This window comes from Chryseolinea serpens, from assembly GCF_900129725.1.
In the GTDB taxonomy this organism is placed as follows: Bacteria; Bacteroidota; Bacteroidia; order Cytophagales; family Cyclobacteriaceae; genus Chryseolinea; species Chryseolinea serpens.
The window spans coordinates 2118684-2133155 of sequence record NZ_FQWQ01000001.1; the positions used below are offsets into that span (position 1 = coordinate 2118684).

A 14472-nucleotide genomic window follows, 5' to 3' on the forward strand; every position below is an offset into this window, starting at 1 on the left:
ATTTCTTTTTCGAAGTGATACTAAGCGAAATGTTTGTTTTAGAATGTCACGTTAAGGCTGATCAAAATTGTTCTTGCTTTTGGATACGTGAAGTAGTCTATCCCGAAGGTTTGAACTCCGCCGATCGCCGTTCCGGTGTTGATCTCAGGGTCAAATCCGGAATAATTGGTGATGACGAACAGGTTTTGGCCGGTTAGCGACAAACGGGCGTTCCGGAAGATGTTCGACAATCCGACTTTATCGGAGGTCAGGTTGTAGGAAAGCGTTGCATTGTTCAATCTCAGGAAAGAGCCGCTCTCCAAATACCGCGTGGATACGGTGTTGGCGTTGGTCGTCGATTCTTCGGGGTACTGAACAGCAAAATCCGTTGTGTTGTTGGACTTCGACAATTGCGCCTTGGTGAACAGGCTCATGGCCGTGTGGTTGTAGATCTTGTTTCCGGCCACGCCATTGAAGTTAATGCCCAGGTCAAAATTTTTGTACTTAAAGTTCAGGTGATAGGCATAGATGAACTTCGGAATAGCACTACCGACCACGGAGCGGTCGTTGTCGCCAATGGAACCGTTGCCACTCACGTCTTTGAACTTATTGAGACCGTCGGCACCAATGCCATCAAATTGGAACATATAGAATGCGCCAACGGGCTGATTGTTGATATAGCCGTTGATGGTCGCACCGGTTTGTCCGGAACCTTGGGCCGCTCCGGTAGTCAACACCGTATAGGGCGAGTCTGTAACCTTGTTTTGAATATAGGTAACGTTACCACCGATGTTATACGAGAAGTTGCTGCCGGCATTACCATTATAATCCAACCCGAGCTCGATGCCATTGTTATGGATCTTCATGCCTTTGACGTTGGTAAAGATGGTTGGGAAAGGCGAAACGGGATCTGGCGCAATCACTTCCGATATAATGTTAGAGGATTGCTTGTTGAAATAATCTACCGTACCGCTTAGCCTATTGTTAAAGACGGCGAAATCAATGCCTACATCGATCTGCTCAGATGATTCCCATTGCAGACCGGGGTTCGCCAAACGCGTATAAACAACGCCGTAGGGGTAACCTCCAATGGCCGTTGCGCTCGGATCCAAGGGATACGTGTTCAGACTTTGCGCACCGGTAATTAAGCGATCTTCCGAATAGCTGGCTTTACTGATCTTGGAAGGAATCTCCTGGTTACCGGTCTTACCCCAGCTGGCACGAAGCTTCAGGTTGTCGATACCCGAGGTAGCCATAAAATCTTCTCTGCTGATGTTCCATCCCAGGGCAACAGAGGGGAAGGAGCCATATTTTTTGCCTGTTCCAAACTTGGAAGACCCATCGGCACGAAGGGTTGCCGTAAGCAAATATTTCTCGTCGTAGGTGTAGTTCACTCTTCCAAAGAAGGATTGCAACTCGTTCTTCGTGGCATCGGCCGTTACCGTTGTCGGGTATACGGCTGAACTGGTTTGATCCTGGTATTTCGGTTCGATGTTGTTGTTGGCGAAGCCGGAATAGGCAAAAGTTCTATTTTCGATCAAAAAGCTTTGGTAGGAATGTCCCGCCAACACGTTGAGGCTGTGAACGCTCTTGTGCCAGTTGTAGTTAAGGGTATTCTCTATGAGCTTGTTGGTGTTTGAGTTAATGGACGTGGACAATGTGCCCTGTGAAACGTTGTTCTCATTTACAACCGTCGGAAAGGGCTTGTACTGCTGGTCTCTATTTGTAGAGGAGTAGTCAACACCCAGGTTCAGCTTATACACCAGGCCGTTGAATAGTTCTATTGACGGTGAAATGCCCGCCAGGATGCGGTTGTTGAGGGCCTTGTCGCTGAAGAGATTATTCCTTTGCAAAGGATTCAGGGCATTCGTTGGCAATAGCGTTGGGCTGCCGTTGGTGTAGGCCGGAATGGTAGGGTTCAAATTCAGCATGTCGCTGATGGTAGAATTGATGCTGGGGCGTAAGTTTTCGGTGTGAGACGCCGTCAGGTTATAATCGATATTCAGCCTGCCGTTGATGGCCTTTTGATTCATGTTCAACTTGCCGGAATAGCGTTTCAGGTCGCTATTCTTCAAGATCCCTTCCTGATCCTGGAGGCCAACAGACGCATAGTAGGAAAACTTCTCGCTGGTCGCTCCGCTCATATTAAAGTCGAACTTCTTGGACAGGCCGGTTTGCGTTAATTCTTTTTGCCAGTCGGTATTTCCGCCACCGTCGTACAACGTTCCACCCTCGGCCGGAACTTGCCTGCGAAACTCGTCGGCGCTGAACACCTTTATCTTATTGGACAGGGAGGACCAGCCTGTCGACACGGAAGCATTCATTTCCGTTTTTCCGGATTTTCCTCTCTTTGTAGTAATTACCACAACACCGTTTGCCGCTCTGGCACCGTATACGGCCGCAGCGCTGGCATCCTTCAGCACGTCCATGCTTTCAATATCGGAAGGGTTAAGAAAGTTTAGCGGGTTGGTGTCGAGGCCTTGCGTGGAATTGTCGAGCAAAAAGCCATCGATCACGTAGAGGGGCTGCGTTCCGGAACGCAAGCTTCCCATACCACGGATAATGACATTTTGAGCAGCGCCGGGCTCACCGCTCGTCGTCGTGATGTTTACGCCCGCAACTTTTCCTTGTAAAAGCTGCCCGGGATTTGTGACAACACCCTGGTTAAAGTTCTCGCTCTTTAAAGAAGAGACTGCACCCGTGACGTCAGATTTCTTCTGCGTACCGTAACCAACCACAACAAGCTCCGCTAAAGTCGACAAGCTTGAGGTCAGTGACACAGAAATCTCCGTCTGTTGTCCCACGGGAACTTCCTTTGTTTCCGCCCCAACAAAGCTAAACACCAGAATAGCACTGGGCGACGACACATTGAGTCTGTAGTCGCCATTCGCGTCGCTCACGGTACCGTTGGTGGTTCCTTTTTCCAGGATGTTTACTCCCGGCATCGCCGCGCCCTCTTCATCTTTTACATTACCGGACACTACCGTTCCTTGCTGATACATGTAACCTTCTGCCCGTACGTCTTGCGACTGTAGGGCGACAAAGGATAATACTCCCGCTACCAAAAAGGACTTTAAGCCCAATGCCGGCAGTTGGCGCCCCACGCGGAGCATTTGATACAAATTTTTCATAGAAAAGTTTTAGAAATTATGGATGGTTGAATGAGATTTTCATTTAAGCCATCTCCAGGCCAAATGAAATTCAAAGTAAAAGAGAATTAGAAAGCTGAAAGAAAACTCTCCGTTAAGCTTAGGTTAGTGATCCGCTAAGCTTTGGGGAATTAATTAATGAAGATTTCACGCAGGGTTTAAAAACCCATGGCATCTCCGTTGAAATCTCCATTCAAATAATATGCATGCGTTCGCATCATTATTTTCGTTGGCCGTTCCAGGAACAGTGTTGTTCCCGGATGACTTCCCGGGGGAGGTGTTGTGTTCGCGGAGAGGCCGGGATTTCGCTGGATTACCTGCGGTGATCCGGGTAAGGGTGGGCTCCAATTCCCGGCTTGCTGTATTCACATTTCAATGAAGTTCTGCACCGTCCCTGGAAATCATGTCACTTTAAAGTATACAAATGTATAATTTCAATAAGGACCGTCGAAAAGTCAAAATTCACTGAACCACAAAACGTAGAATAAGAAATATCAACTATTGAATATGAACTTAGATCTCAGGAACCCGTTGCCGAATATTTTCAAAATGCCATGGAGCTTGTTTTTAGTACTTGTATTCGTGCGGTGCTCTAATCCATCGGGAACATCTTTGCCGACGGCAGATAAGGACAACGGTGGCCTATTTCTTCCCGGAGGTTTCGAAGCACTGGTGGTCGTTGACAGTATTGGCGAGACCCGGCATATTGCCGTGAGCGACAATGGTGATATCTATGCCCAGCTTCAGCATGCCGACGATGGCAAAGGGACTGTCGCCATGCGGGACCTTGACCACGACGGCAAGGCTGACAGCATTGTCCGTTTCGGGGATTACCTGGAGCAAGGCAGGGGTGCCACCGGTATTACGATACACCATGGCTACCTGTATGTCAGCTCCCGAAAACATATCTTCCGGACCAAAATGATCCCGGGCGAATTGGTTCCCACGGCCGAACCCGAAGTGGTGCTGACGGATCTGGATCCCAACGTAGCAAGGAACTGGCACACGACAAAGCCCGTTGCGTTTGATGACAAGGGAAACATGTACGTGCCTTTTGGGGCTCCATCCGACGCATGCCAGGACATGGAAAAGTATGGACCGGTCGGCATACCAAACGGCAAAGGGTTGGACCCCTGTCCAGAGTTGGAAAAGCATGCGGGGATCTGGCGGTTCGATGCCAACAAGATCGGTCTTACCCAGGAAGATGGGACCAAGTTTGCAACCGGCATCCGAAGTATCGTGGGGATGGAATGGAACCCCAAAGACGAAAGTCTGTATGCCGTAGGAAACGGGATCGATAATTTCCACACCATCTTCCCTACCCTCTATACGGATTGGCAGGCCGCCCTGCTCCCGTCCGAGACCCTTATGAAAGTGACCGAAGGATCGGATTATGGGTGGCCCTATGCCTACTATGATCAACTTCAAAAGAAAAACGTCTTACAGCCTGGCTACGGCGGTGATGGCAAGATCGTAGGCAAGGCCAGTGGATATGCCGTGCCCGCTGTCGCGTTTCCAGGACATTGGGCCCCCATGGATGTTATGTTCTATCACGGTGACCAATTTCCAAAGCGTTATAACAACGGTGCCTTTATTGCCTTTCACGGGGCAACGGACCGGGCACCCTACCCCATGTCCGGTTTCATCGTCTGTTTTGCTCCTTTTGATGAGCACGGTAATGCCACGGGGGAATGGGAGGTTTTTGCCGATGGCTTTGCAAGGGTCGATGTTGTTAAGAACACCAGTGATGCCGTCTATCGGCCGATGGGGCTTTCGACAGGTCCGGATGGGTCCCTCTATATCAGCGAATCCAATCAAGGAAAGATCTGGAGGGTGATGTATAAAGGGGACAAAGACAAATTTGGCCAATCCGAATTGGCCGCCATGGAAAATCGAAAGAAGACCCAAAGCTATATCCGGGACCCCGACCCGGTCAAAGATTTGGTACAAGAGGGAGACACCTATAGTGGCAGGATACTCTACGACACCTATTGCGTGGCCTGCCATCAGCGCGATGGAAAAGGGGACAACAACCGTTTCCCTCCCTTGGCCGATTCCGAGTGGGTGACGGCATCCGAGGAAAAGCTGATCGGTGTTGTACTGAATGGGATGCAGGGCGACATCGTGGTGAAAGGCAAGACCTATAATGGACTCATGCCGGCGCACGGTCATTTGGATGATCATGCCCTCGCGTCAATTTTAACTTATGTGAGAAAGAGATTCGGTCATGAGTCAAAACCCGTTAGTGCTGTGAAGGTATCGGAGATCAGAAGTTTATCGTCAAGCAAAAGGATGCCTTAATACTATGAGAATACGAAGGTTGAAGAGGCAGTCTATCTGTAGCAGCTCCATGAAGAAATTCTTCTAGAATCACCACAACGTTCCTAGCTTGGTAAAGTCGGGATAGTATCAATCTTTACGCTTTCGCAAAATTACCTGACCAAGTTTCAACTTGTTCCCACTCAATACGATTATCCTCTTCTCTCTTTCAGACATATACCCATTTGACAAAAGTTCGGCGACATCCTTTACACCCGAACATCTTAATAAGATCGTGTTCTTAGACAAGCGCTGCCATTTGCCGTCACAATGTGGGGCCGCTTCAAAAAAGTTCTGACTAAGAGAGAATGTGCTGTCAGCATTTAATCGCAACGTGTATTTAAAATCTTTGCCTGTCCTCGAGTAGGTTCCAGCCAGATTTTTTTGAGCCGAACAACCGAAAGACAGCAACAGAAACCAATATAATAGCCCTTTATTCATTTTTCCAAAGTTGGCACAAGTTAAGACCAAGGGCACTACAGACCAACACCCGCCCGGCAGGAATGATAACGGAAAGCCCAAAGTGCATGGACTGCGGGGCAAAAGCAGTCCATGTTAAAACTGACCTTATCGTGATCTTATCAGGCTGCAATCCGATCTCTTCATCCATTAACTCCCTGGTTAGTTTTCTTTGCATGTATCGATAAGCCGTTGCAAGAAATTACGTTCCATAGGATTTATTTGGTGTTTAGTCGTTTCAGAGTGGGTGACAGCATCCGAGGAAAACTGATCGGTGTTGTACTGAATGGGATTCAGGGGCGACATCGTGGTGAAAGGCAAGACCTATAATGGACTCATGCCGGCGCACGCTCATTTGGACGATCATGCCCTCGCGTCGATCCTAACCTATGTCAGAAAAAGGTTCGGCCATGAGTCGAAGCCCGTTAGCGCTGTGAAGGTATCGGAGATGAGAAGTTTGTCTTCAAGCAAAAGAATGCCTTAATCAGGACATCGTCAATATACCCTACAAGGTAATGACGATACTGGGTTTCATCGCCCTAATGGCTATTGTTATCGCTTGTCTTGGATTGTTAGGGATGGCAACGTATATGGCAGAGCGCAAGACCCGAGAAGTTGGTATCCGGAAAATTCTGGGCGCTAAGGATTTAAGGATCACGCTGCTGCTCTCGAAAGGTTTTTTCAAAATGCTGCTGGTGTCAGTTTTCATCGGAGCTCCGCTAGGCTATTTTATGAATAACCTCTGGCGTCAGAAGTTCCCCAACCGAGTTGAGTTCGGAATGGGGACCCTTCTTTCAGGGACAGCTATCCTGATGATGCTGGGATTGCTGACGATTGGATCACAGACGATCAGAGCATCAAAAAGTAATCCGATTGATTCCTTAAAAAATGATTAGCCCAATAACAATTTAGAAACTACAAAAACCGATCTACCATGCTGCTGTCTCAACGCGGAACACGATCCTGTTCGGCTATGAACCCATCTTAACTGTTTCCAACCGGAAGACACAGTTTGTCCGGCAAGGTCCAGATCAGGGGTTTGAGATTCAGCGGTTCGGGGGTGTTGCTTCCTTCTTTGATCTTTAAGAACTGGTTGACCTGAACATCCTTGAAGCGTTGCACATCGCCCGAGCCATGCCAGCGGATTTCAATTTCATCTATTTTCTCCGCTGCGCCCAACCCGATCTCTCTGCGCAGGGGGGATGAACCAAACGAACCGCCCGAGTTCACATCGCGATACACACTGCGCGACACACCGTTTTCACGGAACGTGATCTTTATTCGCGAACCGATGGCGGCGCGATTTGACTGGGTTCCTTCCAGCATCAGGCAGATCCAGTGGTTGTTGTTCTGGCCCGGATTGAGGAAGAACGAATTTTGATAGGCATCGCCCACGTAGGCGCCACCCAGATCGATGTAGATGTCCTGGTCGCCGTCGTTGTCAAGATCGCCAAATGAAACGCCGTGGCCCTTCTGCAAGTGCCCCACGCGGGCCGAGGTCGTGACGTCGGCAAACTTCTGGCCACCGAGATTCTTAAACATTTTGTTGGGCACAAGCGATTTATAGTCCGGGTTGCCCGAACCCAGATACATGTCCAGGAAGCCGTCGTTGTCGATGTCGCCAAAGTTGGCTCCCATGGCAAACACGTTGGTGTTCAGGTTTGCATCGGGCGCCACGTTGGTGAATGTGCCGTCGTGGTTGTTATGATACAGCAACATCTTCTCGGGATTGCCCGCCTCCAAATTCAGTTTCTCGGCCGCTTCATAATAGCCCAGCGACTTGGTGAAGGTGTAGTCGCAGGCAAAGATGTCGAGCCAGCCATCGTTGTCATAGTCCCAAAACCAGGTGGGAAAGGAATTTCCGTGTTCGTTGGCCAGACCGGCCTGGAGTGTCACTTCCATAAAGGCAATCTCTTTGCCTTGCTGCCCGGTGTTCCTGAGCAATTTCCGTTCGTGGCTGGTGGTGGAGATAAAAATGTCTTTCCATCCATCGTTGTCATAGTCGCCCGACGTCACGCCCTTCACAAAGCTGGTCACATCACAATGGGCTTCGTGAGCCACTTCCCGAAAGGTGCCGTCCTGGTTGCTGATAAACAGTTCGCAGGGATGTTTTTCTGCCAGTGTGTTGGTTGGCGTTTCGTTGCCGATAAAGAGATCAAGCCAGCCGTCGTTGTTGAAATCGTTCCAGGTGGCGGTCTGCGTGGGGTGAAAAGAGAGCAGGCCGCTTTGGGTGGTCACGTCCATGAAGGTGCCATCGCCGTTGTTTTTCAGGAGCGAGTTGGGTTCTTTGCCGTATTCCATTTTCCAAGCACCCCGCAACACCAGCACATCTTTGAAGCCATCGTTGTTATAGTCGGCCTGCACGATGTTCAATCCACCGGTGATGCCTTCCAGTCCGATCTTGTCGGACCGATCGGTAAACGTTCCATTGCCGTTGTTTTTGAAATAATGAAGTCCTTCGGTGGTGCCCCACCCTGAGGTCATGATGTCGAGATAGCCATCGTTGTCAAAGTCTTCCACGATGCTTCCGCCGGCCATGTTCTTCACGTCGAGTTTCAGTTCGCCGGCAATGTCCTGAAACGGTTTCACTTTCACCGTGGTGTCGCCCTGGAGGTTGGGGATTAAATATCCCCGAGGCACACCCTGGGGATATTCACCCAACGTCATATAGGCCAGGTTCAACAACCATCCCGATTCAAGATCGCCCGGATTCAGGGCAACGAGTTTTGTAAAGATCTCGATGGCCTTCCTGGACCCTTCCGGATCGCTGTGCACGCCCACGCCTTTCACGGGAAGGATACACGATTCGGCCGCATGATTCGAAATGCAGTTCGACCGTTCGCCCTGGCGCAGGTAAGCCAACGCCAGGTCTTTCCAGAGCGGCAGAAATTCATGGTTCACATCCGCGCTTGCCAATTCTTCCAGCAGCTGAATGGCTTGTTCTTCCTGGCCCAACTGCAAAAGGATATTGGCCTTCAAATATTTGCAATACCGGATCCCGCTGGGCGTGCTGCGCGGCGAATTCAAAAGCGAATCCATGTACACGAGCCCAGCCTGCGGATACCATTGGTTGCTCATCACGCTGGCTTCCTGATCAAATTTTTTCAAGATCGCCACCATCTCTTCATGACACGTTGGCTTGTGCTGGCACGACTGCACCACACACAAGAGCATGAACATCATGATCGACAAAAGTAGTTTTGGTTTCATAGTTTGGTTTTTGATACCCTCTTCATTATGCATTCAGACCGGCCGGCGACCGGTCAATTCTTTTTGGCTTTGCTCACCATCGGATAACACAACCGGTCGGGCAACACCCATTGAATCGCGTTGAGGTGCACCGATTCAATCTCGTCGCTGCCCTCCGTTATTTTCAGAAATTGGTTGGGCTTGATATGACTGAAGACCTGTACCTTGCCGCTGCCATGCCAGCGGATTTCGATCTGGTCGATCATCTCCGCCTGTCCCACGCCGATCTCGCGTCGCAGTGGCGAAGCCCCAAAGCTGCCGCCCGAATTCACATCGCGATAAACACTCCGGACAATGCCCTTTTCTTTGAACGTCACCTTCACCCGTGTGCCGATCGCGGTGCGGTTAGAGGTGGTGCCTTCCAGCGTGAGGTCGATCCAGCGGTTGTTGTCCTTTTGTCCGGGATTCAGAAAGAAAGAGTTTTGATAGGAATCGCCCACATAGGCACCGCCCATCTCGATGTAAATGTCCTGGTCGCCGTCGTTGTCCATGTCGGCAAACGAAACACCGTGTCCCTTTTGCAAATGACCAACCCGGGCCGACGCCGTCACGTCGGCAAATGTTTTGCCACCGATGTTCTGGAACATTTTGTTGGGGACGAGCGATTGATACAGCGGGTTGCCACTGCCCAGGTACATGTCGAGAAAGCCGTCGTTGTCGATGTCGCCAAAGTTCGATCCCATGGCAAACACATTTTTGTTGAGCCCCACCTCATTGGCAATGTTGGTGAAGGTGCCGTCGTGATTGTTTCGGTAGAGCAACATTTTTTCGGGGTTGCCGGCGGCGATGTTCAACTTCTCTGCAGCCGCATAGTACGCCAGCGATTTTTCGAAGGTATAGTCACAGGCAAAGATGTCGAGCCAGCCATCGTTGTCGTAGTCCCAGAACCAGGTGGGAAATGTGTTGCCGGTTTCGGCGGCGAGGCCTGCCGCTTTCGTCACGTTTTCGAACACGATCTCCTTTTGCTGCAGGCCCCGGTTTTTCAGGAGCTTTCGTTCGCCGTCCATGGTGGAAACAAAAATGTCTTTCCAGCCATCGTTGTCGTAGTCGCCCGAGGCAACGCCTTTCACATAGTTGAGCACATCGCAGTGCGCCTGGCGCGCCACTTCCCTGAACGTACCATCCTGGTTGTTGATGTACAGTTCGCAGGGATGTTGTTCGTTGTTCCCAACGATCACGGTCTCATTGCCGATGAAAAGGTCGATCCAGCCGTCGTTGTTGAAGTCGTTCCAGGTAGCCGTTTGCGTGGGGTGAAACGAAAGCAAGCCGCTGCTCGTGGTCACATCGGTGAAGGTGCCGTCGCCGTTGTTTTTCAGGAGCGAGTTGGGTTCTTTTCCAAAGTCTCTTTTCCAGGCACCCCGCAAGACCAGCACGTCTTTGTTGCCATCGTTGTCATAGTCGGCTTGCATGAGGTTTAGTCCGCCGGTAATATCTTTTAAACCCGACTTGTCGGTCACATCGTTAAACGTTCCGTTGGCATTGTTCACAAAGAAGTGCATCTGATCGGCCAACCCCCAGCCCGACGTGATGAGGTCCAGGTAGCCGTCGTTGTTGAAGTCGTCGGCGATGCTTCCGCCGGCCATGTTCCTGACGTCAAGCTTCAGATCGCCGGCAATGTCCTGGAAGGCGTTGATTTGGACCGTAGTGTCGCCTTGCATGTCGGGCAGAAGAAATTTGGCGGGCACGTGCTGTGGATATTCTCCCAGCGTCATGTAGGCCACGTTCAGCAGCCATCGGGCTTCCAGGTTGTCGGGGTCTGTCTTCAACATGTCCTGGTAAAGACCAATCGCTTTGCGCGAGCCATCCTGATCCTGGTGAATCCCCAGGCCTTGGATGGGCAGTATGCACGATTCTGCGGCATGATTCGCAATGCAATTGGAACGCTCGCCCTGGCGCAAGTAGGCCACGGCCAGTGTCTTCCGGATGCCCGGTGTCAGATAGGGCGTGTTGTCTTTGGTGAGACGCTCCAGGATGCGGATGGCTTCTTCTTCGCGCCCCAGTTCCAGCAGGGCGATGGCTTTCTGATATTGGCTATGGCGTGTCTCTCCCGTTGTGCTGTTGGGGTCGGCCAGCAACGAATCCAGGTAGGGAAGTCTGGCTTCCGGACAGAATATGTTTTTAGAATGAAACGAATCGTTCTTCACACTTTTCAGTATGCGAATCATTTCTTTGTTACCGGATGCTTTCTTGGGTTGTAACTCCATGCTGCAGGCCGCGACCAAAACAACGGTCATCCCAAAAGCCAGCACAGAAGGTATCTTTTGTTTCATTTCAGAATTCCTCAGTTTTAAGATTAAACCTCTCATGTCTCTGTTCTTGTCAAGCATCGCCGGCGAATTCAAAAAGCATGCGTCGTTGTTTGACACACCGCTTTTTGCCGGGCGATCCTCATCGAATAAAAAAAACAATTGAAAATGGCGACGCGTCGTCGCGGTGTTGCTTTGGCAAGGTCATGCGCAAAGCAACGCCAGGAGGTAGTTGAGTAAACTCTTTGTTACGCACGATCCATGCCGGCCATCACCGGCTTGCCGTGAACGGTCAACGCGGGTGAAATGCAAGCGTCTTGCCGGCGCAGGATGCGCGAGGCGATGTGCGGATAGAAAAAAATCAACAGAAGAACCTCCGTGTCAGATTGACTTAGGAGGGTGTGTTATGGACGGATGATAGTCGGCGAGAGTGGCCACGACCACGGGTTTGTCTACCCGTTGCTGTTGCCAGCCCAGGGCCAGCGTGCGGAGGGAAAAGGTCTGCGCAACGTAGTCTTTGATGAACGTGGAGAATGTTTTCGTTTGATGCGAATTGTCTTGTGGCCGGTCGGTAAAAGTTTTTACAAACCTGGCCAGGGCCTGGTCGATGCGTTCGTCCTGAACGTCTTTCACACATACCATGTAGAGCGTGTCGCGCTCGAAACGTTGCTTGAGTAGGCGATAGGACACGCCGTTGTGCTCCACCTTGCCGTCTACCCGCTCAAAGGTTCGCGAGTCCACCATATAGGGAATGGCGATGGGAACGGCGATGGTAATGGTTTCGGAGGTATCGAACGCGTCGGCATCCAGTTTTTCCTGCATTTCGCGGTCGTTGGCATAGCGCAACCCGAAAAACAATCCATAGTAGCCCACCACATTAAAGAGCAGCAGGACAACACACGCTATGGACACTATTTTTCTCAAATGCTTTGGGCCTTAAAAATTGACCGACCGAATCTAGCCAAAATTTGGGGCGATGCCAAATAACGGGATGCCCTGGGAATTGAAAGTATTGTGTTTAAAGGACAGGGTGGGCAATAAAAAACCTCAAATCATTTAAGTTTTGAGGTTTTAATTCCATTCGCTGAATTTGTAGATGCTGAAAGACAATATACGATTTGACAAGTTTGGTAGGTATTTTAATTCAATACTCCGACTTCACCAACTTCCCTTCCGGGCTCACGGTACCGGTCCAGGGAAGGCTTGCACCATTCGGCGTCGGATAGATCTCGCCGTAGATTTTCACCGCCCCGCCTTGCATCAGTTCCATACCTTTGGTCATGTAGGTGGCGTTCGGGTTGGGCTGATAACTGAACTGCGTATCATAGATCACCTTTCCGTTCCCGTTGATGAGGGCCAGCCTGCCGATGCCGTATGACTTAGGGTGATGGTAGTACATGAAATACACCACACAGCCACCGTCTGGTGTGGGAATGTGCATGCCCGCTGAACTGATGGCTTGTTTAACGGTGGGGAGTTTTGCTTCCCAAATCTTCTCACCGCTCCGCGTCAATTTTGTGATCACTTCCTCCGAGGTTTCGTCATCCGTCCAGCGACTGCCGGCGACGATAACGTTTTTATCAGAAGCGATGGTTACGGAAGTTGCTTTGCCCATGTCGTATTGCGGCGGATTGAGTTCGATGCCATTTTTGCCTGCGTACAGTTTACCATTCGCAATGGTTTCTGCCAGTTCAAGCCGCTTTGCCGTTGAGCTACCGGGTTCATTGGGCTTGATGTTTTCCGGCAAGCGGTGAACCAGCACCGCGGTGGCGTGTTGCAGCGAATCTTTTGGATCTACTGTACGCGAGATCAGCAGGCGGCCGTCCATGATGGATTTCAGCCCGCGCGACATTTCAGGCTTGCTGTACAGATCGTTCAGCATGACGGAAGTGATCAGTTTCAAGTCGCTGGCGCTGCGCACATCGTACACTTTTCTGGGACACCTTTCCTCATCATAATCTACCAGGAAGTAGTTGCCCGATGGGGCCAAGAAGAAATTGAAGATGGTGGTGGTTGATTTGATTTGCGCCACCGGTTTGCCCGTTTCCAGTTCGATCTTCACCACCTCCCCGGTTTCGTAGCTACCCAGGATCATGTACTTCGAGTCGGGCGTGATCACGTGTCCGTAGGGCACATCCGGGATCCGGCAGGTCTTGTGATTTTTCTTCTGGGTATCAATGATGTATGCCACCGGCTGGGCATCCTTAGCATCCTTAGGATAGGATCTCCTCCACGCCTTGTCGCCGTATTCACTGAGCACAAGCCATCTTCCGTCCGGACTGATCATGGTGTGATCGAGGTGGAGATAATGCTCCCGTTTCGGCATGTCGAGGGTGAACAACGTATCCACTTTGCGCGTCTTCAGGTCAAACCGGGCCAGGTCGTAACGCGTTGGCTCCCCCATCCGCGCAGCGTAGTCCACCCGGTGTGTGATGGCGTAGTAATAGTAATTTTCTTCCCGGTCAACGCCCATCGGATAGAAAAAGTGGAGATCGTCCACGTTCCCCAGCGACACCAACTCAGACCACTGTCCTTTTTCGTGATCGTACTGACAAGCAAACTCGCCGGTATTCTTGTAATTCACGCGGCGATCAAATTTCACGGTTGAGACTTTTCCGTTGTAATGGAGCACGTCACCGTTATACACCGTTTTCATCGCCAGCACTTCCCTGTGGCTCGCCGGGAATTTATCCATCGGCACGATCAGGTTGGTCACCTTCATCGTTTTGTAATCCAGCATTTTCAGTAAACTGACGCCCCGATGGCTATCGGGGCCATCGGCTTGTTCAACGGTTACCCGGCCCAGTTGAAAGTAATTCGGACTGCTGATGGGTGAAAAGCTAGGCGAGAAACCCGGCTCTCCTCCTATCGCTTCGGGCTTAATGATCTCGATGTTCCAGGGGATCTGGGCGTGGGTGGCGGGTGATGCCAGGGATAGGCTTAAGAGTATGGTTGATGTGGCCTTCACGGGATTCATGTTCAGGCAATTTCGGCATTTAAGTCAGGTTAGGGCTAGGATTTTGCCAAAAGTTGGGTGGCGCAATTGTAGTTATACACGCTTTCCAGGTGTG

7 protein-coding genes are annotated in these 14472 nt (G+C 50.7%); 2 read left to right on the forward strand and 5 right to left on the reverse strand.

The annotated features are described in order from the left end of the window. Positions 1–38: 38 nt before the first annotated feature. Positions 39–3110 (reverse strand): SusC/RagA family TonB-linked outer membrane protein, encoded by a 3072-nt coding sequence (locus BUB30_RS08285; protein WP_073132677.1) that lies wholly within the window; start codon positions 3108–3110, stop codon positions 39–41. Positions 3111–3740: 630 nt separating this feature from the next. On the opposite strand from BUB30_RS08285, the gene BUB30_RS08290 reads away from it, so the two are divergent. Then, the gene (locus tag BUB30_RS08290; RefSeq protein ID WP_245804051.1) at positions 3741–5429 is read left to right on the forward strand and encodes a PQQ-dependent sugar dehydrogenase; all 1689 of its coding nucleotides are present in this window, start codon (positions 3741–3743) and stop codon (positions 5427–5429) included. 992 nt (positions 5430–6421) lie between these two features. Further along, a complete protein-coding gene (locus tag BUB30_RS08305; RefSeq protein ID WP_073132683.1) occupies positions 6422–6802 on the forward strand; it encodes an ABC transporter permease in 381 nt (126 codons plus the stop codon). Between the two features lie 88 nt (positions 6803–6890). On the opposite strand, the gene BUB30_RS08310 is transcribed toward BUB30_RS08305, so the two are convergent. The 4 genes from BUB30_RS08310 to BUB30_RS08330 all read right to left on the reverse strand — a co-directional run bounded on the left by BUB30_RS08310 (position 6891) and on the right by BUB30_RS08330 (position 14378). Then, complete coding sequence (locus BUB30_RS08310) at positions 6891–9116, reverse strand: FG-GAP-like repeat-containing protein (protein ID WP_221408675.1); 2226 nt, start codon at positions 9114–9116, stop codon at positions 6891–6893. Between the two features lie 53 nt (positions 9117–9169). Then, a complete protein-coding gene (locus BUB30_RS08315) occupies positions 9170–11425 on the reverse strand; it encodes a CRTAC1 family protein (protein ID WP_221408676.1) in 2256 nt (751 codons plus the stop codon). Between the two features lie 357 nt (positions 11426–11782). Next, the gene (locus BUB30_RS08325; RefSeq protein WP_143164816.1) at positions 11783–12325 is read right to left on the reverse strand and encodes a hypothetical protein; all 543 of its coding nucleotides are present in this window, start codon (positions 12323–12325) and stop codon (positions 11783–11785) included. A 220-nt stretch (positions 12326–12545) separates the two neighbouring features. Next, entirely contained in the window at positions 12546–14378 is a 1833-nt protein-coding gene (locus tag BUB30_RS08330) for a YncE family protein (protein ID WP_073132692.1), read from the reverse strand. Positions 14379–14472 lie beyond the last annotated feature (94 nt).